The sequence below is a fragment of the Blattabacterium cuenoti genome (genome assembly GCF_014252275.1).
In the GTDB taxonomy this organism is placed as follows: Bacteria; Bacteroidota; Bacteroidia; order Flavobacteriales; family Blattabacteriaceae; genus Blattabacterium; species Blattabacterium cuenoti_O.
Genome location: NZ_CP059214.1, coordinates 500,912 through 522,888, shown reverse-complemented (window position 1 = coordinate 522,888; position 21,977 = coordinate 500,912). Strand labels below are relative to the sequence as shown.

The following is a 21,977-nucleotide window of genomic DNA, read 5'->3' as shown; positions in this document are numbered from 1 at the left end:
TACTATTTTGATGGTCAATATTTTTATTATATTAATAAAAAAATTTTATATGCATTCAAAAAAATTCACAGTAAAATCACAAGAATCAATCCATATGGCACAAAAGATTGCATTAAAAAATAATCAACAATCTATTGAAAATGCACATATTTTAAAATCGTTAATGAAAATTGATGATAATATAATTCCTTTAATTTTTCAAAAATTAAATATTGTTCCCCAATCAATAATGATGGAATTAGATAAAATAATATCTTTTTACCCAAAGAGAAAAAGCGGAAATTTTAATCAACATTTGAGTACACATGTTTCAAATATGATAACCATTGCAGAACATTATGCTACTCAATTAAAAGATCAATTTATTTCCATAGAACATCTTTTTTACGGAATTTTTATGAGTGCAGATCAAACATCTCGATTACTAAAACATAAAGGAATAACAGAATATAAAATTAAAAAAATTATTGAAGAGATCAAAAAGAAACATGGAAACGTAATTTCTACCCATTCAGAAATTACATACAATGCTTTAGAAAAATATGCAAAAAATATTAATGAATGGGCTGAAAAAGGAAGATTAGATCCTGTAATAGGAAGAGATGAAGAAATCCGTAGAGTTTTACAAATCTTATCTAGAAGAACAAAAAATAATCCTATTCTTATAGGAGAACCAGGTGTTGGAAAAACAGCAATCGCAGAAGGATTAGCTCATCGTATTATTAGCGGAGATATCCCAGATAATCTAAAAACTAAAAAAGTTTTTTCTCTTGATATGGCCTTGTTAATTGCTGGGGCCAAATACAAGGGGGAATTTGAAGAACGTCTTAAATCTGTAATCAAAGAAGTTACTCAATCAAATGGAGAAATAATTTTATTTATTGATGAAATTCATACTTTGGTTGGTGCAGGAGGTGGTGAAGGTGCAATGGATGCAGCAAATATTTTAAAACCTGCATTATCAAGAGGAGAATTAAGAGCTATAGGTGCTACAACTTTAAATGAATATCAAAAATATTTTAGAACAGATAAAGCGTTAGAAAGAAGATTTCAACAAGTTTATGTTGATGAACCAACTATATCCGATGCAATTTCTATACTTCGTGGAATTAAGGAAAAATATGAAAGTCATCATAAAGTGAAAATTAAAGATGAATCAATTATATCTGCAGTAGAATTATCCAAACGTTATATTAATGAAAGATTTTTACCAGATAAAGCTATTGATTTGATTGATGAAGCTGCTTCTAAATTAAGAATGGAAATTGATTCGAAACCTGAGGAATTATATGTTTTACATAGGAAAATCATGCAAATGGAGATTCAGATAGAAGCATTGAAAAGAGAAAAAGATGAAAAGCAATTAATTCCATTAAGAAAAGAACTTGATAAAATGAATGAAAAAAAAATTCGATTACAATCGCAATGGCAAAGTGAAAAAGATTTAGTAGATGGAATTCAGAAATCTAAAGATAAAATCGAACATTTTAAATTTGAATCTGATCAAGCGGAAAGACAGGGAGATTATGGAAAAGTAGCGGAATTAAGATATGGAAAGATAAAAGAAGAAGAAAAAAAAATAAAATTTTTTGAAAAGGAACTAAAAAAACAAGAAGATCAAGGGAATAAAATGATACAAGAAGAAGTATCTAAAGAAGATATTGCTCAAGTAGTTTCTAAATGGACTGGAATTCCAATTACTAAAATGCTCGAAAGTGAAAGGGATAAACTATTAGTTCTTGAACAAGAGTTACATAAAAGAGTTATAGGTCAAAATCATGCGATTCAATCAGTATCAGATGCAATAAGACGTTCTAAAGCAGGATTACAAGATGAAAAGAAACCGATTGGATCTTTTTTATTTATGGGAAGTACAGGAGTAGGAAAAACAGAACTTGCAAAAACATTAGCAGAATATTTATTTGATGATGAAAATAATATGGTACGAATAGATATGAGTGAATATCAAGAACGTCATTCTATAAGTAGACTAATTGGAGCTCCTCCGGGATATGTAGGGTATGAAGAAAGTGGTCAGTTAACAGAGTCTATAAGAAGACGTCCTTATAGTGTTATTTTATTGGACGAAATTGAAAAAGCTCATTCTGATATTTTCAATATACTTTTGCAAGTTTTAGATGATGGAAGATTAACTGATAATAAAGGAAGAACAGTAAATTTCACAAATACAATTATTATTATGACTTCCAATATAGGATCAGAAATTATTCAAGAAAATTTATGTCAAAACATTTCTTTTCAAAAATTGGAAGATACAAGAAAAGATTTAATAGATTTATTAAAAAATATGGTAAAACCTGAATTTATTAATCGTATTGATGAAATTATTTTATTTAAACCTCTTTCTCAAAAAGAGATTGAAAGGATTGTTGTATTACAAATGAAAAAGTTAAAAAATATGTTATCAACAAAGAACATTTTTATAGACTTTACTAATGAAGCTATTGAATATTTATCAGAAAAAGGATATGATCCCCACTTTGGAGCAAGACCGTTAAAACGAGTTATTCAACATGATATTTTAAATCATCTTTCTAAAGATCTGATCAAAGGAAAAATTCATCATTATCATGGTATTTTAATTGATTTTTTTAAAGAAAAAGGAATTGTATTTAGAAAATCGGAAAAAATTATAAATTATAAAAACAATAGATAAATTAATCATTCTAAATTTTTTTGTAGATTCCAATGTTGGAATGTCTATTTTAATGAATTCTACATAACTATAGTTACTTAGAAAATATAAATAACTTGTTTATCTAATATTTTATATTATCAAGGAATCTAATTTTCAAATTATTTTTTCTGATACGACAGGATTTTTCTAGATATAAAACGTTCATTGGATGATGAATGATATCAATGTAATTTGATTAATTACAAAAATTGGAAATTTCCGTTATTTTTGATGTTTAAAAATTGTATAGTAAAAATATTCCTTAGGAATCAAAAAAAATAGGAAAAAAATATAAAAATTATATGAAATAATAGAATATCATTGATCAATGATGTTCCAATGAACAATATATTTATATAATCCTTATTAAACAATAATCCATCAATATTTCTTAAATAGAAAAAAATTATTGACTTAACAAGTTCCTTATTATTCAGAAGTAAAACGTCTTTTTTCCAAGAAAAAAAATAAATATTTTGAATATTTATTTATCTATTTCTTTTGATCTATCTTTATAGAAATAGATATTAATAGGAACAAATATCTAAAAAAATAATTTAAAAAATTAATGCATAGTTATTGCATATTATTATGATTTTATTTTTGTGATGAAAAATTCTTTCTTTCCAAATTGGAATAATAGATATTTATTTCCTATCATATCTTTTTTTTTAATTAAGAAATTTTCTTTTATAGGTTGATTATTTAGATAAATAGAATGATTTTTTATAGCATGAAAAACTTTTTTTTTAGATGAAAAAAAATCAGTTTTTTTTAAAAAATCTGATAATAATATTCCTTTTCCAAATTCATTTTCAAAAATTATCATATGTGGAAGATGATTATATAAAAGAGATAAAATTCTTTTATTCTTCAATGATGAAAAATAATTTAATTTTTTGTTAAATAATAGATGTGTAATTTCTATAATTTCGTTTGTTTTTTGTTTTCCATGAACCCAAGTAGTGATTTCTTTGGCCAATGTTTTTTGTAACAATCTTTCTTGAGGTTTTTTTACATGGATCGTCGTCAATTCATGAATCCTTTTTTTAGAAAAAAAGGTATACATTTTTATAAATTTTTTTGCTTCATTATCCGATACATTAATCCAATATTGATAAAACTTGTATGGCAAAGTCATAACAGGATCAATCCATATATTATTTTTTTTTTCACTTTTTCCAAATTTTCTTCCATTAGATTTTGTTATTAAAGGAAATGTGAACCCATAAACGGATTTTCCTGTTTTTTTTCTAATTAATTCAATTCCTGTAAGAATATTTCCCCATTGATCTGATCCACCAATTTGTAATTGACAATTTCTAGTTTTATTCAAAAAATAAAAGTCATATCCCTGTACAATAGCATATGATAACTCTGAGAAAGACATTCCCTTTTTTTTATCTCGAATTCTATTTTTTACCGAATCTTTCGAAATCATATAGTTAACAGTGAGATATATTCCGATTTCTCGAACAAATTCTAAAAATGAAATATTTTGTATCCAATCAAAGTTATTTAGTAATTCAACTTTTTTTTCTTTTGAAAAAAATCGAAAAAGTTTTAATATTTGATCTTTTATAGATATTGCATTTTTCTTGATTATGTATGTATCTAAAAAAGGTCTTTCCTTTTCTTTTCCTGAAGGATCTCCGATTAATCCTGTTCCTTCTCCAATAATAACAATAGGTTGATATCCCATTTTTTGAAAATGAATTAAAATAATAATAGGAAGTAGACTCCCAATATGTAAAGAACTTGCAGTTGGATCGAAACCGATATATATTGTATTTTTTTTTTCAATTATATATTCTATTCCAAAAACTTTATCTTGTATTAATCCTCTCCAAGAGAGTTCATTAAGAATATCTTTCATTGTATAATAACAATATTTTTTATGATCAAAAAAATGAAATTGCACATTTATTTAACTTTTTTTTTTAGTATTATTCATTTATTTTTCATCATGTTTTTTTTCGGAAAATTATATCAATTTATATTGAAAATATATATATTTTTACTACCCATCAATAATGGTTTTTTTCTTCTATGTTTATCAATGAAAAATAAATATAAATCATTTATTAAAGTTCATATATATACTACTTTTTTAAAAATATTTTTGATATCTTTTATCCTCTTTTATTTTTTATTTGAAAAATACGAAGTTTCTTTAGAATACATCATCCATTATATATTTACCTATTTTATAATGTTATTTTTAGGAATTTTTTGTCATTTAAAGTGATAATTGTTTATTTTATTTTTTTTTAGAAATTTTTCTCTTATAATAATTTCTACGGGTTTATTTTCTATTTTAGATGATAACCAAGAAATAATATCTAAATATAAAAATGTTCTTTTTTCATAAGGATGTTCATAATATTTTATTAATTTTTCTTTTAATTTTTTAAATTGATTTTTGATTTGATGTGGATAAACATTTCCTAAATTTTTGAAGAAAAAAATGATTTCTTTTTGAACTTGGTACCAATCGTTCATTTTAATAAAAAACTTATATGTGGAATGAATTTTTTGATCCAAATTTTCATCTAATCCACTTTCGTAACAGGCAATTAAATATAATAATCTAGAAAAACATTGTAAATCTTGTCGTAAATGTTCTTTTTTACTTTCTATAATATTTGATAAATATTGAATAGTATTTTTATAATCTCCACTCCCAAAATATAGACAAGAAATTTTATAATATAAAACCATAATATAATGAGCATCCATTCTTTTATACATTTTTTTAAGATTGAACATTAAAGATGGAATAATCTTCTTCACTCCTTCAGAAAAAGTACCTTCCATGTAATGTTTATTAATTCGATTCGTGTATTTATACATAAAAATTAAAATTTCTGTATTTTCATTGATTAATATTCCACCGTTTTTTACTTCCGTTTCAAACTGATAAAGAACACTCGTAAATTTGTAATAATGATTTAAATAAAAAAGGGTATCTAATAAATAATGATATCCTTTTATATAACTTATAGGAGATATTTTTTTTGCATCAGGATGATTTTTAAAAAGTTTCACCCATTTTTTAGAAGATCTATAGCACATAAGAAAATCTTGTCTTATATAATGATACCACATTTGTGATTGATAAAGAAATAACTTTTCATAAAAATGAAGCTTTTCTATATTGAATTTTGGAAGATTAGTTCGAAAATATGTTTCTATGAAAATACGATCTTTTTCATTTCTTACACATCCAACTTTTAAATATAAACCATATAATTCTAATGATAAATTAGAAAGAGCATTACTATATTGTATTCTTTCCACTAATTCTTTTGATTCTACAGAAAGTTCATATGATCTAGTACAAAGACTTCTTGTAATATGCAGAGATTCTATCATTTTTTCGAATTCTATTAATTCTAATAAAATTGTACTATATTGATAATTTCTTGCTATAATTTTTGCTTTTCCTAAAAGTTTTAAACTTTGTATGTATAACCCTTTGTTATATAAAATTTTTGAAAAATCTAGATATTCACGTATTTGAATATCATAATTTGTTTTTGTATGTTGTTTTTTGATACTCATCAAAATTTGTTTATATAAATATCCTTTGATATTGGAAAGCTGATTTTTTTTAATATTTGTATTATCTAATATTTTTTTTTCATCATAAAAATGCATTTTTATTAAAATTTCAAATAGCTGTATAAACTTTGCATTTTTATTCTTTTCTATACGATTTATGTAAAGATTAAAATTTTTTTTTTCAGACTGTGATAAAGTTTGTATTAATAAGAATAGATGATCATATCGATTTTTCATAAGATTATATATCGTAATTTTTCTTATATTATTATATTGATAAATAATCAAATAATATATGTATATTATTCATTATAAATTGTAATTATTGTGATAATATATTTCTCTTTTCTTTCTCTAAAAAATAGATTTGGTCTTAGAAATCAAATATCAATGTAGGATGGAAAAAAGAAGAATTCAAATTTTTGATACCTCGTTACGAGATGGAGAACAAGTGCCTGGATGCAAACTAAATGCAAAAGAAAAAGTAAAAATAGCAAAGAAGTTGGAGGAATTGGGAGTTGACGTAATTGAAGCAGGATTTCCTATTTCCAGTCCAGGAGATTATGAGTCTGTTCAAGAAATTTCTAAAAATATCTCCCATACGACTGTATGTGCATTATCTCGAGCAATGGAAAAAGATATAAAAATCGCAGGAGAATCTTTAAAATATGCAAAATATCCTAGAATTCATACAGGAATAGGAACGTCGAATGTTCATATTCGTTATAAATTTAACAGTACTTTAGACAAAATCATTGATCAATCGATGGAAGCGGTTAAATATGCAAAAAAATTTGTAGAAGATGTGGAATTTTATGCTGAAGATGCGGGAAGAACAGACAATCAATTTTTATCAAAAATTTGTGAAAATGTGATTAAATGTGGAGCAACCGTTATTAATATTCCAGATACAACAGGTTGTTGTTTACCAGAAGAATATGGTAAAAAAATTCAATTTTTAATGGAAAATGTTAAAGGAATTCATAAAGTAGTAATATCTACTCATTGTCATGATGATTTAGGATTGTCTACAGCAAACTCGTTGTATGGTATTATAAATGGGGCACAACAAGTTGAATGTACTATAAATGGAATTGGAGAAAGAGCAGGAAATACTTCTTTGGAAGAGATTGTTATGATTATTAAACAAAATCCTCATCTCAATTTTTTCACTAATATAAAAACCCAATGTTTCGCAGATATTAGCCGATTAGTCTCAAAATATACAGGAATGAAAATTCCAGCAAATAAAGCTATCGTAGGTATAAATGCATTTTCTCATTCATCTGGAATTCATCAGGATGGTGTAATTAAAAAAAAAGAAACATACGAAAGTATTAATCCAAAAGATGTAGGAGTTAATGATTCTTCTATTATTTTAACTGCAAGAAGTGGACGCGCAGCGTTAAAATATCGTTATCAACAAATAGGATATTTTTTGAAGAAAAATTCTTTGGATCTAGTGTATTCTATTTTTTTAAAATATGCAGATAGAAAAAAAGAAATCACGGACAAAGATCTCGAAACGATACTGGAAAAAGCAAATCTTATTAAGAATCATTCTTCACGTTTATCTTCTGATATAAGTAGACATGTTATATAAGAAACATACCCCCCAATCATTGTTTGATAAAATTTGGGATGATCATGTAGTAAAAAAATTGGAAAACAACATTGATATTCTCTATATTGATAGACATTATATTCATGAAGTTACTAGTCCTCAAGCATTTGAAGAATTAAAAAAAAGAAATCTTCCTATTTTTAGACCGGATCAGATTATTGCAACTGCAGACCATAATGTTCCAACAATTAATCAACATCATCCAATTTTAGATTCCTTATCAAAAAAACAAATCAATTTATTAACAGAAAATTGTAAAAAATTTGGAATTTCTCATTTGTTTCCTCTAGGAAATAAAAACCATGGAATAGTTCATGTCATCGGACCAGAACTAGGATATACTTTACCGGGAATGACACTTGTTTGCGGGGATAGTCATACTTCAACACATGGAGCCTTTGGTTGCATTGCTTTTGGTATTGGAACTAGTCAAGTTTCCATGGTAATGGCAAGTCAATGCTTGTTATTATCAAAACCAAAAAAAATGATTATTTATGTAAATGGAAAATTAAAGGAACATGTAACAGCAAAAGATGTTATTCTGTACATTATTTCAAAAATAGGAGTTGATGCCGGAATAGGATATTTTGTAGAATATAGTGGATCTGTTTTTTCAGAGATGAGTATGGAAGAAAGAATGACCGTTTGTAATATGAGTATTGAAATGGGATCAAAAGGGGGATTAATCCAACCAGATCAAGTAACTTTTGATTATATCAAAAAATGTAATACAAATGCTTTTTACAAAAAAAAGAATTTTTGGAAATCGTTGAAAACAGATGAAAATGTTTCTTTTGATAAAGAGTATTCTTTACAAGCAGAAAACATTGATACCATGATAACTTATGGAACTCATCCAGGAATGGCAATGAAAATAAATGATAACATTCCAGAGGAATCGTTTTTTGACGAAAATGGATTAAAATCATTAAAATATATGGGATTTCATCCAGGAGAATCCTTAATTGGTAAAAAAATCAATTATGTTTTTATAGGAAGTTGTACAAATTCAAGAATAGAAGATCTCAGATTAGTTGCATCCGTTGTAAAAAATAAGAAGAAAGCAAGTCATGTTCATACTATGATTGTCCCTGGATCAAATCATGTACTAAAACAAGCTAAAAACGAAGGATTGGATTTGATCTTTAAAGAATCTGGATTAGACTTTCGTCAACCAGGATGTTCCGCATGTTTAGGGATGAACGAAGATAAAATACCTTATGGAGAATATTGTGTTTCAACATCTAACAGAAATTTTGAAGGACGTCAAGGAATCGGATCTAGAACTTTATTAACAAATCCTTTTATGGCCGCTATTATATCGATCGAAGGAAGAATTGTTGATATTAATAAATATACTTATGAAAAAATTTAGAATTTTAGTGAGTACTATCATTCCTCTTCCTATGGAAGATATAGATACAGATCAAATTATTCCATCTCGTTTTTTAAAGGAATCTAACCGTAAAATATATTCAAAAAATCTTTTTGTTGATTGGCGCTATAATAAAGATGGATCGATAAATAAAGATTTTATATTGAATAATAAAAAATTAAGAGGAAAAATTCTTTTATCAGGAAGAAATTTTGGTTGTGGATCAAGTAGAGAACATGCTGTATGGTCCATTTTAGATTATGGATTTCAAGCAATAATATCTAGTTTTTTTGCAGATATTTTTAAAGAAAATTCATTAAATAATGGATTATTACCCGTGGAAGTTTCAGATTTTTTTTTGAAAAAATTATTTGATTTTACGAAAAACAATCCACAAGCAAAAATTAAAATTGATTTAATAAATCAACAAGTGGTTATCATAGATACAAAAGAATATGAACATTTTCATATACATCCGTACAAAAAAACATGTTTTTTGTATGGATATGATGATTTAGATTTTCTAGTCGGAATGAAAAAAGAAATAGAAGATTTTGAAAAAAAACGAAAAATATCTTTTTAAGAAAGAAAATAAAACATGAAAAAAAAAATATCTGTAATAGATGGAGATGGAATCGGTCCAGAAATTATGGAATCCACTATAAAAATTTTAAAATCTATTGAAAAAAAATATCAACATCATTTCTCTTATCATAGAGTATTAGGAGGAGGAATGGCAATAGAAAAATTTGGAGTTCCCATGCCAGAAGAAACAATGAATATCTGTTCAAAATCAGATGCAATTTTATTGAGTTGTTTTGGGGATCCTAAATATGATCACTTTCCAATAGGAATGAGACCAGAAGACGGTTTATTAAAATTACGTAAATCCATGAAGGCATATTGCAATATACGTCCCATATTCTTCTATAATACTCTTTCGAATCAATCTCCTATTAAAAAAGAATTATTAAACGGAGTGAATTTTGTGATATATCGTGAATTAACGGGGGGCATTTATTTTGGAAAGAAAGGAAGAATAAAAAATGGAGACATTGCTTATGATCATTGTACGTACTCTAAAAAAGAAATCGAAAGAATTGGGTATCATGCTTTTCATGCAGCTATGAATAGAACAAAAAAATTAACGTTGGTAGATAAATCTAATGTACTGGAAACATCTCGTTTATGGAGAGAAGTAATTTGTAAAATGGGAAAAGATTATCCAGAAGTAACGTTGAATTTTTTATACGTTGACAACGCAGCTATGCAAATCATTTTAACTCCTTCAAAATTTGATATTATTTTAACAGATAATATGTTTGGAGATATTTTATCAGATCTTTCAAGTGTTTTAATTGGATCTTTAGGATTATTACCTTCTTCTTCCATTGGATATGGAACGCCTATATTTGAACCGGTACATGGTTCTTATCCTCAAGCAAAAGGAAAAAATATCGCTAACCCGATAGGATGTATTTTATCTGCATCTATGATGTTAGAATATTTTGGAATGTATAAAGAACAAAAACTTTTAATAGAAGCAGTGAATCACTCTATAAAACATGGAATTATTACCAAAGATCTTTGTTCCTGTCCTTTATCAAGGACTACCAGTGAAGTAGGAAATTATATAGTAACATATATCAATAATCATTAAGATTTTCAATCATTGGTTGTTTAAGATCAAAAATAGATAGAATCCTTTCAATAAGAAAAGGAAGAATTTTTTTTTTATACTCTTCATAGGTAATCATATTTTTATTTTTTTTTAAAAAAAATATAGGAATTAAAAATAATTTATCGCTTTTTATAGGAGAAATTATGGATATGGATGCGGAGACTCTTTTTCTTTTTGATTTGAACCACAAATAAATATATATCATTAATTGCATTACATTTGCATAATTAGGATTAATAAATATTTCCTTGTATTGATTAATAGATATTTGTATTTTTTTTTTTTTTGAGAATCCTATTTTATAATCGAGAATTCTAGTCATTCCATCTATTTCATCAATGCGATCGATAATACCATGTATTTTTACTTTTTCATTTTTTAAATGGAGTAAAGTTGACATATTATATTCGATTTTTTTAAGAATTACTTGATGTCCTTTTTTGATATGATTTTCATCCCAAGAAATAAAATTATATAGATAATTTTTAATAATAGAATAATACAATACGTTTTTACCTTCTATAATTTTTTTTTTTTCTAAAAAGTATTTTTTTATTGTAGGATTGATTCTATTTTTCATATTTTTAATTTTTTCTATAGTAATAGGACATCCTTGTATCGGTTTGTATAATATTTTTATGATATCATGAATTATGGCACCTATTTGCATATTAAATGACTTTTTTTCTTTTATATTTAGGATTTTTTTACAATAAAAAAGAATAGGATTTTGATTATATAACTTTATAGAAGTTGGAGATAAACCTTTGATTTTTAATTCATTAAAACGTTGAATAATCGTACTTTGTTTTTTAATAGTAAGTGTGTATTTTATTTTTTTCTTTTGAATTGAAAATGTTTTTTTTTTAATTAATGTTTGTAAATTAATTTTCAATCGATGAATTAAAGAATGAATTTCTCCACGACTAATTTCATCTGTTTGATCTTTAAAGAGAATGTAAGTTTTTTTTGATGCGTAAAAAATTCTTATGAAATGATGAAAGTAATAATTGTTTTTATACATATTCATTTCGAATCTTTTTTGTAATTCAATAGGAATGAAAGATTCATGGATATAAGAATAATTTTTTGTAGGAATTACCCCTTCATTGAAAGAAGTAATGATTGTTAAATCAAATTTTTCTAAAAAATTTTCTGTAAAATTTTTAATTGATAATCCTAAATAATTTTTTTTTCGATAATTAATTTGTTCAATTTTAACAAATTGTTCATATATATGAAATAAATCCTCTATACTGAATAGAGGAATTATTTTTTTTCTTATAAAAATTTTTAATCTAAATATTAAACATTCTAGTTTTAGAAGGAATTGTAATTCTATTTTATGTTTTTTCACATTGTCCAATAATAAATTGGATGATTTTCTTATGAAACTTAATATTCCTTTTAAAACATTTTTAATATCATGGATATCCGTTTGTAAAATCATCTGTAAATCATATGGAAACGAACATTGTTTTATAAAATCAATTGATATAATTTCCGAATCATTTAAATCATAGAATTTTTTTATAAAAGAATTTTTTTTTGAAAAGAATTTTAAAATATATCCATTTGTAATAATTTTTTCTATATCATTCCTATTCATAATTCCTCTTTTGTGTTTTTTTAATAAGAAAAATTGGAATATTGCTTGAAAAGTTTTATGAATTGGAACATGTTTTAAAGGATATTTTATATTTGATGAAATATTGATTTTTAATTTTTTTTTTACAGAATATATTAATGGAATAATCATACTATGATTACAAGGAATAATTAAAATTTTACGAGGTAAAATATATTGATGGGATATTATTTCTTCTATGACTTTGATTTGTTCAATTTCGTTGGATACACTAATTATCTCTAAATTTTTTATTTTTTCTGAATAAGATATAGATTCATTTTTCCTAAAATGATTTGTTATCGAATTTTTATTCAATTCATATAAGATACATTGAGGAATCTCACGAATTTTTTGTACAATTTTTTCTTCTAATCTATTGATTATCGAATGTTTTGTAAAAAAAAATAGAATTTTTACATTCAAACTTTTTTTAAAAAATGCATTTAAATGATTTATACATTGTTGAAAAAGCATTTCTTTGTAAGCGTATCCTTTTTTTAATAGGTGAGATTGTAAAAGGTTATAATAATGATAAATTTTTTCCCAAAAAATAAATCTTTTTTCTTCTATAGAACTTGTGTTCCATTTTGTGATTTTTTCTTCAGAAATAAGAAGTTTAAAAAAATACTTGTGATTCAGAAGATTTCCATCAATGATTTGAAAATCATTAATAATGATAGGAATCCATTTAATAAACTGAACGAATTTTTTTTCTAAAAAATCATTTTTTCTTATAAATGAAAGAAAATGAGTAAATACGCAATAATTATCTATTTGTTTTAAACCAGTAATCTTTTCTGAGAATTTCTTAATTGTCAAAAATTGATTTTGATTTTGTTTAAAATAGGAGCCATATTCTTTTTGTATAAATTCTATAATCGATGGATCTTTTGATAAAAAAATAAGTTGATGATTTAACAAATACTTTTTTCTTAAAAGATCTTCTATGATTTCTATGATTTCTTGTTTCACTACAATATTTATGTTTTTAAAAATTTTTTATTGATCTAAAATTTAAGAGTATGATTGATCCATTTTCTTTTTTATAACAGGTACAATGGAAAAATATTCTAAATAAATAGAAAACTTTTTTTATGAAAAAACTTTCGAAAAGTTTGGTAAAAAAAATGGAGATCATTCCATAAACAATATGAATTTGTTTTTATTAAAAAAAAACATGGAAATGAAGAACAAAATTCATCAATAAATAAATTTTTCCAACTTTTTATCTTTTTCGTTTACATTTACATATGAATATATAATTTATAGAAATTTCGTTGTTTTAATAAGATGGAAAATGCTAAAAACTATAATGACCCAAAAAATCAAGGAATTATTAGTAAAATAATAGGACCGGTTATAGATGTTTCTTTTCAAGAAGGAGTTCAATTACCCAAAATTTATGATGCATTAGAAATAAGATTATCCGAAAACGATAAAATTATTTTAGAAATACAACAACATATTGGTAATAATACCGTTCGATGCATTGCAATGCAAGAAACTATTGGATTAAGTAGAGGAAAAGAAGTGTATATGTTAAATCGACCAATTAGTATTCCAGTAGGAGAATCAATTAATGGAAGAGTATTTAATGTTGTAGGAGATTGTATTGATGGATTAGGTAATATAGAAGAATCAGAAATGATGATGCCTATTCATAATGACCCTCCTAATTTCGAAGATCTTTCAACAGATACAGAGATTTTGTATACAGGTATCAAAGTTATTGATTTAATTGCTCCTTATCCAAAAGGTGGAAAAATCGGTCTGTTTGGAGGAGCAGGAGTAGGAAAAACGGTTTTAATACAAGAATTGATTAATAATGTGGCAAAAAAATACGGAGGTAGGTCCGTTTTTGCTGGTGTTGGAGAAAGGTCAAGAGAGGGAAATGATTTATTGAGAGAGATGTTGGATGCTGGAATTATAAAATATGGAAATTCCTTCATGAGTGCTATGAAAAAGGGATCTTGGGATCTTTCTAAAGTAGATAAAAAAATCTTAAAACAATCCAAAGCAACATTTATTTTTGGACAAATGAATGAATCTCCAGGTGCAAGGGCTCGAGTCGCATTATCCGGATTAACCATAGCAGAATATTATAGAGATCATTTTATTCAAAATGGAAAAAAAGGGCAAGATATTTTATTTTTCATTGATAATGTATTTCGATTTACTCAAGCAGGATCTGAGGTTTCAGCCTTGTTAGGTAGAATCCCTTCATCTGTTGGATATCAACCAACTTTATCATCCGAAATGGGAAGCATGCAAGAACGTATTGCATCGACAAAACATGGATCAATTACATCAATACAAGCCGTTTATGTTCCTGCTGATGATTTAACAGATCCAGCACCTGCTGTGACATTTGCTCATTTAGATTCGACGACTGTTCTTTCAAGAAAAATAGCTTCATTAGGAATTTATCCATCGGTTGATCCCTTAGATTCTAATTCACGTATTTTATCTCCAGATGTAGTAGATAAAGATCATTATTTATGTGCACAAAGAGTAAAGGAGATTTTACAAAAATATAATTCATTACAGGATATCATTGCCATTTTAGGAATTGAGGAACTTAATGAAGAAGATAAATTGATTGTATCAAGAGCTAGAAGAGTTCAAAGATTTTTATCTCAGCCGTTTCATGTTGCAAAGCAATTTACTGGAATGAATGGTGAATTTGTGAATATCGAAGATACTATTGAAGGATTTAATATGATAATGAATGGAGAAATGGATAATATTCCAGAAATTGCGTTTAATTTAAAGGGAACGATAGAACAAGTTATTTCATATGGAAAAAAAAATTTATGAATATTTTTTATGGATTTAAAAATTATAGATCAAAAAAAAATAGTATTTCAATCAAATATTGTTTCTATCATAGTACCTGGCATTGATGGATATTTTCAAATATTAGAAAATCATACGTCATTTATTTCTTTATTAAAAAGTGGATTTTTGGAATGCTCTTTAAAAAATTCAAAATCTAAAAAAAAAATACAAATTGATTCAGGTATTTTGCAGGTATATAAAAACAATGTTTTAATTCTTTTATAAGAATATAAGTATAAGAAAGAATCATTATTCATGAACGATAAAAATTTTTATAAACTTGATAATTTTTTTTGATATTTCATGATAAAATATGAACCCCATAATATACTTTCTAAACATTCTGTATCACCAAAAAAAATGAAAAATTCTGAATCTTTATGTTTTTTTTTATTTATTGAGAAGGAATGTGAAAGTAGATCCATTTCATGTTTTTTAATAGGTTTTTTTTAAGGATTCTTGAAGTAAAACATATTTACCATGATTTTGATCTTTAAGTTTCATACTTCTTAATTCAAGAATGGAATGAATACAAATAATATTTCTGTAAAACATGGAAAGATCTATTGATTGGGAAAAAACTGTTAAAAAATTTTTATTCCTAATTTCATGAATATTCCTTTTAATGAACAACGTATTGAAGGATTTTTTTTGATTCATTCGAAAAACATTGATAAAAAAATTGTATTTCTAACATATATCATATAATGTTAGAAAAAAAACAATATCTATCATTCATTAATGAACATAGTTAAAAATAAACTTTTTTTTAGAAAAGTTTATTAATTTTGTATCATAAAAAAATTATGATAAAATGTCTGATATTGTATCTAAAGTACATTCAATCATTGTAGATAAATTGAATATAGAAAAAAGTGAAATTCTTCCTACCTCTAGTTTTACCAACGATTTAGGAGCTGATTCATTAGATATTGTAGAATTGATTATGGAATTTGAAAAAGAATTTGATATAAGTATTCCTGATGAAAAAGCAGAAAAAATAACCACTATAGGGGAAGCCATAGAAGCTATAGAATCTCTTTTAAATGAAAAAGGTCATTCTGAAAAAAATATATGAAAAATATTTTTATTCCTATTTCCTTTCACAACTATTCAGAAATAGATGAAAAGTTTAAAAAAAGTGGTTATTACTGGAATGGGAGCAATTACTCCTATAGGAAATACATTAAAAGAGTATTGGAATTCACTCATTCATGGAAAAGGTGGTACGGCACCTATCACTTATTTTGATACAAAAAAATATAAAACTAAGTTCGCATGTGAATTAAAAAATTACGATCCTAATGTTTTTTTTAGTAAAAAAGAAATAAAAGCATTAGATCCTTGTTCACAATATGGAATTATTGCTTCTCAAGAAGCAATAAAAAATAGTGGTATCAATTTTTCCAAAGAAAAAAAGGATCGAATAGGAGTTGTATGGGGATCTGGAATAGGAGGATTATTAAATTTAGAATTATCTATTGCTGATTATTTCAATTCTGGAAAAGGTCCAAGATTTAGTCCTTTTTTTATTCCTAAAATGTTGATAGATACTACGGCTGGATTTATTTCTATGAAATATGGATTTCATGGACCTAATTATGCTACAGTTGCCTCTTGTGCTTCGTCATCTCATGCAATAGCAGATGCTTATTATTTAATTTCTTTAGGAAAAGCAGAGATTATGATTACTGGAGGTTCAGAAGCCGCTATCACACAAAGTGGGGTTGGTGGATTTAATGCACTTCATGCTTTATCTACGAATAATAATCATTATCAAACTGCTTCACGTCCTTTTGATAAAGATAGAGATGGATTTGTATTAGGAGAAGGAGCAGGGTGTCTTGTCCTTGAAGAATATGTCCATGCAAAAACAAGAGGAGCGGAGATATATGCAGAAATCGGAGGCGTTGGGTTATCTGGAGATGCTTATCATATAACGGCACCACGTCCAGATGGAAAAGGAGTTATTTTAGCATTGAGATCTGCAATAGAAGAATCAAAAGTGAAATATAATGAAATAAATCATATTAATGCACATGGAACATCTACGAAGCTAGGAGATATTGCAGAATTACAAGCAATACATAAAGTATTTTCTGATAGGATTTACCATATTGATATTAATTCTACAAAATCTATGACCGGACATTTATTAGGTGCTGCTGGTGCAATAGAATCAATTGCTACTATTCTTTCTTTAAAGAAAGGGATCATTCCTCCTACCATTAATTTATCTCATGTAGATAAAAAAATTGATTCGAAAATTAAACTTACTCCCAATAAATCCATTCAAAAAAACATCAATATCAGCATATGTAATACCTTTGGATTTGGAGGTCATAATGTTTGTCTTTTATTTAAGAAAATAAATGTTACTTGAATAATGGATCACAATAATAATGATAAAGATTTCATTTTAGTAAAAAAATTGGAAAGAATATTAGGATTTTTTCCAAAAAACATAAATGGATTAAAGGAAGTATTTATATATAATTTTTCTTCAAAAAGGAGAAATTTTAAAAAAAATTATTCTATCAATTTTCAAAGATTGGAATTTTTAGGGGATGCCGTTTTAAATACTATCATTTCTCATTTTTTGTTGGAAAAATTTCCAGAAAAGAAAGAAGGAGAACTTACTAGAATAAGATCACAAATAGTTTGTAGAAAAAATTTAAATGAAATTTCTAAAAAAATTGATATTACAGATATCTTTTTCGATAAAAAAATGATATATGATAATAATGTATTAGGAAATACTCTTGAAGCATTAATAGGATTCATTTACTTAGAATTAGGATATGATAAATGTCAAGATTTTGTTTATCAAAGAATTATCAATCATCATGTAAATGTATTGAAATTGCAACATGAAATTTTTAGTTATAAAGTATGGATCATTGAATGGTGCCAAAAGAAGAAATTTTTTGTAAAATTTAATACGTTTAGAGAAGAAACGGAAAAAAACATAAACATATATTTATCCGAATTTAAAATATCAGAATGTGATATTCTTACGAAAGGAAGAGGATCATCTAAAAAAAAATCAGAGGAGATGGCCGCAAAAAAAGCATATTTTATAGTTAATGGAAAAGAAATAAGAAATATTTAATGAAATAGATATGAATTCGTTTTCTAAAGAAGAATTTCCTCATGTAAAAAAAGGAAAAGGACATCCGTTAATATTACTTCATGGATTAATGGGTGGATTGAGTAATTTTAATGCAATTATAGACTTTTTTCCAAAAATAGGATATAAAGTTATTATTCCATCTTTACCTCTTTATCGCATGCCTTTATTGTTAACCAACATTTCTAATTTATCTAAATATGTTATGAATTTTCTTTTGAAGATCAACGTAAAAAATGTTACTTTAATTGGAAATTCTTTAGGTGGTCATGTGGCATTAATTATCGCAAAAAATAGATGTGATTTAGTGCATTCTGTTGTTTTGACAGGAAGTTCTGGATTATTTGAAAGATCATATGGATATTCTTTTCCTAAAAGAGAGAATTATGAATACATTCGAAAGAAATCACAAGAAGTATTTTATAATCCTAAAATAGCTACAAAAGAATTAGTAGATGAAGTATTTCAAATTGTGAATGACAAAAAAAAGGGGATAAAAACTCTTTATCTTGCTAAAAGTTCAATAAAATATAATATGTCGAAAGATTTATCGAATATTCGTCAACCTATTTGTTTAATTTGGGGAAAACAAGATCCCGTAACTCCTCCAGGAGTAGCAAAATTGTTTCATCAACTATTACCTCAATCAGAACTACATTGGATCGATAAATGCGGACATGCACCAATGATGGAACATCCTAAAGAGTTTATCAAGATTCTTAAAAAATGGCTTAATAAATTTAATTTTAAATCGTGAAAATTTTTTCTGCTACCTTTGAAGGAAGTATTAATCAATTAAACCACTCTTCTATATTAAATGAAAGAAATTTAGAATATGCTTTTGCAGGAAGATCTAACGTAGGAAAATCTAGTTTAATTAATTTTTTAACTCATCGTAAAAAACTTGCAAAAGTTTCTTCAAGTCCCGGAAAGACAAAATTAATTAATATTTTTTTAATTAATCATCAATGGTATTTAATTGATTTACCTGGATATGGATTTTTTCCTGATATAAAAATGAAAAGAGAAATCTATCGAATTATAAAAGATTATATTTTTTATCGAAAAAAAATGACTTATTTATTTTTATTAATCGATTGTAGAAGATTAATTCAACAAATTGATTATTATTTTATTGAAATGTTATTGGAAAATCATGTACAATTTTGTTTTATTTTTACAAAAATGGATAAATTAAAAAAATATATGAATATTGATAAAAAAATTTCAACATGTTTAGAACAATTAGAAAAAAATATGGGAATAAATCCTCCTAAATATTTTAAGATATCTATAAAAAATCAATTAGAAAAGAAAAATATTATGAAATATATAGAACAACTAAATTATAAAAGAAAACTCATTATACCTAATTCATAGGATTTTAGTCCAAAACCAAAAATTGTTCCTTTACAAACAGAAGAAATAAAGGATTTTCTTCTAAAAATTTCTCTTGCGTATATATTCGAAATATGTATTTCGATAACAGGAGTAGAGATCGATTGAATTGCATCTGCAATTCCTATCGAGGTATGAGTATATGCACCTGCATTTAATAGGATCCCATCGTATGGACAATTTCCAATGTTATGTAAACAATCGATAATTTTTCCTTCGCAGTTATTTTGATAATAGTCAATTATTATTTTCGAGAATAACTTTTTATTTTTTATTTTTTTAAGAAATTCCATAAAATTTTCGTTTCCATATAAATGAGGTTCTCTTACTCCTAACAGATTTAAATTCGGACCATTAATAATGGTGATTTTTTTCATGATATATATAACGTTTTAAAATATTTTTTATTTTTTCTTTGCTTACAAGGGTATACCCGCCTTTTTTTATACCTTTTTTTTGTAATCCAGCAAAACTGATTCGGTCTAATTTGATCACTTTATAACCTAGTTTATGAAAGATTCTTTTTATAATTTTATTCCAACCAATGGATAATCCTATGTACAATTCATGACGTTTATGAACTTTTCGAAGAAAATTTATTCTTACTCTTCCTTCTTTTAAACGTATTTTCCCATTTATAATCTTTTCGATATCATCTTCATGGATTTTTTTATTTAGAAAAACATGATAAACTTTTTGTACTTTATATTTAGGATGAGTTAATTTTTGCGATACATTTCCATCATTTGTAAGCATTAACACCCCTGTGGTAGATCGATCCAATCTTCCTACAGGAAAAAGATTCCATTTTATTAAATGATTAGGAATTAAATGCATTACTGTTCTTCTTTTCAATGGATCTTTTTTAGTTGTAATAAATCCCTTTGGTTTGTTAATCAGTAAATAAATATTTTTATTTATCTGTATTTTTTCTCCATGTAATTTAACAATATCATCGGTTTGTATAATAGTTCCTAATTCACAAACAGTTTTTCCATTTACTTCTATCACTCCTGATTGAATTAATTGATCTGCTTTTCTTCTGGAAGTGATCCCAGAACGCGATAAATAATGATTTAATCGAATTTTTTTATTCATATTTCAGAATTGAAAAATGACTTCCATGGAATATTTTATTAATTTTCTTTTAGATTTTTCATAATTGGGGGAAAATCCTAGTAAAAATCCTCCACCTCCGGAACCACATAATTTAAAGTAATGAACATTTTGTTGAATTCCTTCTTTCCAAAGATTTATAAAATTGATTGGAATCATGGGTTTAAAGTGATCAAAAATCCAAATAGAAAGTTGTTTTACGTTTTTTAACAAAACGTAAAAATCGTTTTTTAAAAACGATTGGATGCATTGTTCATTATATTTTGAAAATTCTTCTTTAAGAATTTTTTTGAATTCTTTGTTCTTTAATTTATTTAAAAATAATTGTATCATATATGATGTATTACTTGGAATTCCTGAATTTAATAAAAATATAGCACCTTTTCCATAAACATTTTTTTGAGGAATTTTAACTGTAAAAATTTTTTTTTTTGAAAAAATTAGAAAAGGTTTATTAAAATAACATATTAAAGGATCAACGCCAGAACTTTTTCCATGAAAAAAAGATTCCATTTTACTGAAAATATTTTTTAAAATTCTTGGATCATTTTTTTTGTTACTGAAATATCTATCATAAATGGCCGCTACCAATGCACCTGAACTTCCTAAACCATATCCTTGTGGAATATTAGAATCAAAAAAAAGACCATTTTTTATATCATTATACAATGTAGATATATCAAAATTGGATAAAAACATTTTTTTCTCAAATAAAAAATCACAATATTTTTTGATTTCGTAATTTGATTGTATAAATTTTTTTTCAAATTTCAAAATAAATTTGAACCTTCCTTGATAATATGAATGAGGAATTGATAAACCACAATAATTCTCAATAATTCCATATTCTCCAAATAACAATATTTTAGAAGGATACATTTCGTTTGTCATTGTTTTTATAAAGAAATTATTAAATTTAGAAA

At 25.4% G+C, this 21,977-nt stretch carries 17 protein-coding genes and 1 pseudogene; 12 read left to right on the top strand and 6 right to left on the bottom strand.

What is annotated here, in order from left to right; translation table 11 throughout:
- Positions 1-49: 49 nt before the first annotated feature.
- Entirely contained in the window at positions 50-2,677 is a 2,628-nt protein-coding gene (gene clpB / locus H0H42_RS02520; RefSeq protein ID WP_185868477.1) for an ATP-dependent chaperone ClpB, read from the top strand.
- A gap of 610 nt (positions 2,678-3,287) precedes the next feature.
- Here the strand turns inward: clpB and tyrS are convergent.
- Both tyrS and H0H42_RS02510 read right to left on the bottom strand, forming a co-directional pair.
- Positions 3,288-4,574: a tyrosine--tRNA ligase gene (gene tyrS, locus H0H42_RS02515; RefSeq protein ID WP_185868476.1), complete on the bottom strand. Its 1,287-nt coding sequence runs from the start codon at positions 4,572-4,574 to the stop codon at positions 3,288-3,290.
- 359 nt (positions 4,575-4,933) lie between these two features.
- Positions 4,934-6,499: a hypothetical protein gene (locus tag H0H42_RS02510; RefSeq protein ID WP_185868475.1), complete on the bottom strand. Its 1,566-nt coding sequence runs from the start codon at positions 6,497-6,499 to the stop codon at positions 4,934-4,936.
- Positions 6,500-6,659: 160 nt separating this feature from the next.
- Between H0H42_RS02510 and H0H42_RS02505 the strand changes: the two genes are divergently transcribed.
- Genes H0H42_RS02505 through leuB form a run of 4 tightly spaced genes read left to right on the top strand, consistent with a single transcriptional unit; the run spans position 6,660 to position 10,921 of the window.
- Positions 6,660-7,865 (top strand): 2-isopropylmalate synthase, encoded by a 1,206-nt coding sequence (locus H0H42_RS02505; RefSeq protein ID WP_185868474.1) that lies wholly within the window; start codon positions 6,660-6,662, stop codon positions 7,863-7,865.
- A complete protein-coding gene (gene leuC, locus H0H42_RS02500; protein WP_185868473.1) occupies positions 7,855-9,261 on the top strand; it encodes a 3-isopropylmalate dehydratase large subunit in 1,407 nt (468 codons plus the stop codon). The genes H0H42_RS02505 and leuC overlap by 11 nt, the downstream gene beginning before the upstream one ends.
- A complete protein-coding gene (gene leuD / locus H0H42_RS02495) occupies positions 9,248-9,844 on the top strand; it encodes a 3-isopropylmalate dehydratase small subunit (RefSeq protein ID WP_185868472.1) in 597 nt (198 codons plus the stop codon). Before leuC ends, leuD begins: the two co-directional genes overlap by 14 nt.
- 15 nt (positions 9,845-9,859) lie before the next feature.
- A complete protein-coding gene (leuB, locus tag H0H42_RS02490) occupies positions 9,860-10,921 on the top strand; it encodes a 3-isopropylmalate dehydrogenase (protein WP_185868471.1) in 1,062 nt (353 codons plus the stop codon).
- Here leuB and H0H42_RS02485 read toward each other — a convergent pair.
- The gene (locus H0H42_RS02485) at positions 10,908-13,544 is read right to left on the bottom strand and encodes a PD-(D/E)XK nuclease family protein (protein ID WP_185868470.1); all 2,637 of its coding nucleotides are present in this window, start codon (positions 13,542-13,544) and stop codon (positions 10,908-10,910) included. The genes leuB and H0H42_RS02485 overlap by 14 nt on opposite strands.
- A gap of 318 nt (positions 13,545-13,862) precedes the next feature.
- Here H0H42_RS02485 and atpD point away from each other — a divergent pair, with 318 nt between their 5' ends.
- The 7 genes and pseudogenes from atpD to yihA all read left to right on the top strand — a co-directional run bounded on the left by atpD (position 13,863) and on the right by yihA (position 19,920).
- Positions 13,863-15,389 carry a F0F1 ATP synthase subunit beta gene (gene atpD / locus H0H42_RS02480; protein ID WP_185868469.1) on the top strand — a complete coding sequence of 509 codons (1,527 nt, stop codon included), beginning with the start codon at positions 13,863-13,865 and terminating at the stop codon, positions 15,387-15,389.
- A 9-nt stretch (positions 15,390-15,398) separates the two neighbouring features.
- Positions 15,399-15,635 (top strand): F0F1 ATP synthase subunit epsilon, encoded by a 237-nt coding sequence (locus tag H0H42_RS02475; protein WP_185868468.1) that lies wholly within the window; start codon positions 15,399-15,401, stop codon positions 15,633-15,635.
- Positions 15,636-16,224: 589 nt separating this feature from the next.
- Positions 16,225-16,488 (top strand): acyl carrier protein, encoded by a 264-nt coding sequence (locus H0H42_RS02470; protein ID WP_185868467.1) that lies wholly within the window; start codon positions 16,225-16,227, stop codon positions 16,486-16,488.
- A gap of 45 nt (positions 16,489-16,533) precedes the next feature.
- On the top strand, positions 16,534-17,793 hold the full coding sequence (gene fabF / locus H0H42_RS02465; protein ID WP_185868466.1) for a beta-ketoacyl-ACP synthase II: 1,260 nt from the start codon (positions 16,534-16,536) through the stop codon (positions 17,791-17,793).
- Positions 17,794-17,796: 3 nt separating this feature from the next.
- Positions 17,797-18,522, top strand: coding sequence for a ribonuclease III family protein (locus tag H0H42_RS02460; RefSeq protein ID WP_185868465.1), 726 nt, complete (start codon positions 17,797-17,799; stop codon positions 18,520-18,522).
- Positions 18,523-18,532: 10 nt separating this feature from the next.
- A pseudogene (locus tag H0H42_RS02455) lies at positions 18,533-19,319 on the top strand (alpha/beta fold hydrolase).
- Positions 19,294-19,920 (top strand): ribosome biogenesis GTP-binding protein YihA/YsxC, encoded by a 627-nt coding sequence (gene yihA, locus H0H42_RS02450; RefSeq protein ID WP_185868463.1) that lies wholly within the window; start codon positions 19,294-19,296, stop codon positions 19,918-19,920. Before H0H42_RS02455 ends, yihA begins: the two are co-directional and overlap by 26 nt.
- On the opposite strand, the gene H0H42_RS02445 is transcribed toward yihA, so the two are convergent.
- Genes H0H42_RS02445 through H0H42_RS02435 form a run of 3 tightly spaced genes read right to left on the bottom strand, consistent with a single transcriptional unit; the run spans position 19,887 to position 21,945 of the window.
- Entirely contained in the window at positions 19,887-20,315 is a 429-nt protein-coding gene (locus H0H42_RS02445; RefSeq protein WP_185868462.1) for a type II 3-dehydroquinate dehydratase, read from the bottom strand. The genes yihA and H0H42_RS02445 overlap by 34 nt on opposite strands.
- A complete protein-coding gene (locus tag H0H42_RS02440) occupies positions 20,293-21,036 on the bottom strand; it encodes a pseudouridine synthase (protein WP_185868461.1) in 744 nt (247 codons plus the stop codon). Before H0H42_RS02440 ends, H0H42_RS02445 begins: the two co-directional genes overlap by 23 nt.
- Positions 21,037-21,039: 3 nt before the next feature.
- The gene (locus H0H42_RS02435; protein WP_185868460.1) at positions 21,040-21,945 is read right to left on the bottom strand and encodes a mevalonate kinase family protein; all 906 of its coding nucleotides are present in this window, start codon (positions 21,943-21,945) and stop codon (positions 21,040-21,042) included.
- Positions 21,946-21,977: the final 32 nt, after the last annotated feature.

Bases quoted from the DNA above. Each gene is read 5' to 3' on its own strand.
- clpB (WP_185868477.1), top strand. From the start codon at position 50: ATGCATTCAAAAAAATTCACAGTAAAATCACAAGAATCAATCCATATG.
- tyrS (WP_185868476.1), bottom strand. From the start codon at position 4,574: ATGAAAGATATTCTTAATGAACTCTCTTGGAGAGGATTAATACAAGAT.
- H0H42_RS02510 (WP_185868475.1), bottom strand. From the start codon at position 6,499: ATGAAAAATCGATATGATCATCTATTCTTATTAATACAAACTTTATCA.
- H0H42_RS02505 (WP_185868474.1), top strand. From the start codon at position 6,660: ATGGAAAAAAGAAGAATTCAAATTTTTGATACCTCGTTACGAGATGGA.
- leuC (WP_185868473.1), top strand. From the start codon at position 7,855: ATGTTATATAAGAAACATACCCCCCAATCATTGTTTGATAAAATTTGG.
- leuD (WP_185868472.1), top strand. From the start codon at position 9,248: ATGAAAAAATTTAGAATTTTAGTGAGTACTATCATTCCTCTTCCTATG.
- leuB (WP_185868471.1), top strand. From the start codon at position 9,860: ATGAAAAAAAAAATATCTGTAATAGATGGAGATGGAATCGGTCCAGAA.
- atpD (WP_185868469.1), top strand. From the start codon at position 13,863: ATGGAAAATGCTAAAAACTATAATGACCCAAAAAATCAAGGAATTATT.
- H0H42_RS02475 (WP_185868468.1), top strand. From the start codon at position 15,399: ATGGATTTAAAAATTATAGATCAAAAAAAAATAGTATTTCAATCAAAT.
- H0H42_RS02470 (WP_185868467.1), top strand. From the start codon at position 16,225: ATGTCTGATATTGTATCTAAAGTACATTCAATCATTGTAGATAAATTG.
- fabF (WP_185868466.1), top strand. From the start codon at position 16,534: ATGAAAAGTTTAAAAAAAGTGGTTATTACTGGAATGGGAGCAATTACT.
- H0H42_RS02460 (WP_185868465.1), top strand. From the start codon at position 17,797: ATGGATCACAATAATAATGATAAAGATTTCATTTTAGTAAAAAAATTG.
- H0H42_RS02445 (WP_185868462.1), bottom strand. From the start codon at position 20,315: ATGAAAAAAATCACCATTATTAATGGTCCGAATTTAAATCTGTTAGGA.
- H0H42_RS02440 (WP_185868461.1), bottom strand. From the start codon at position 21,036: ATGAATAAAAAAATTCGATTAAATCATTATTTATCGCGTTCTGGGATC.
- H0H42_RS02435 (WP_185868460.1), bottom strand. From the start codon at position 21,945: ATGACAAACGAAATGTATCCTTCTAAAATATTGTTATTTGGAGAATAT.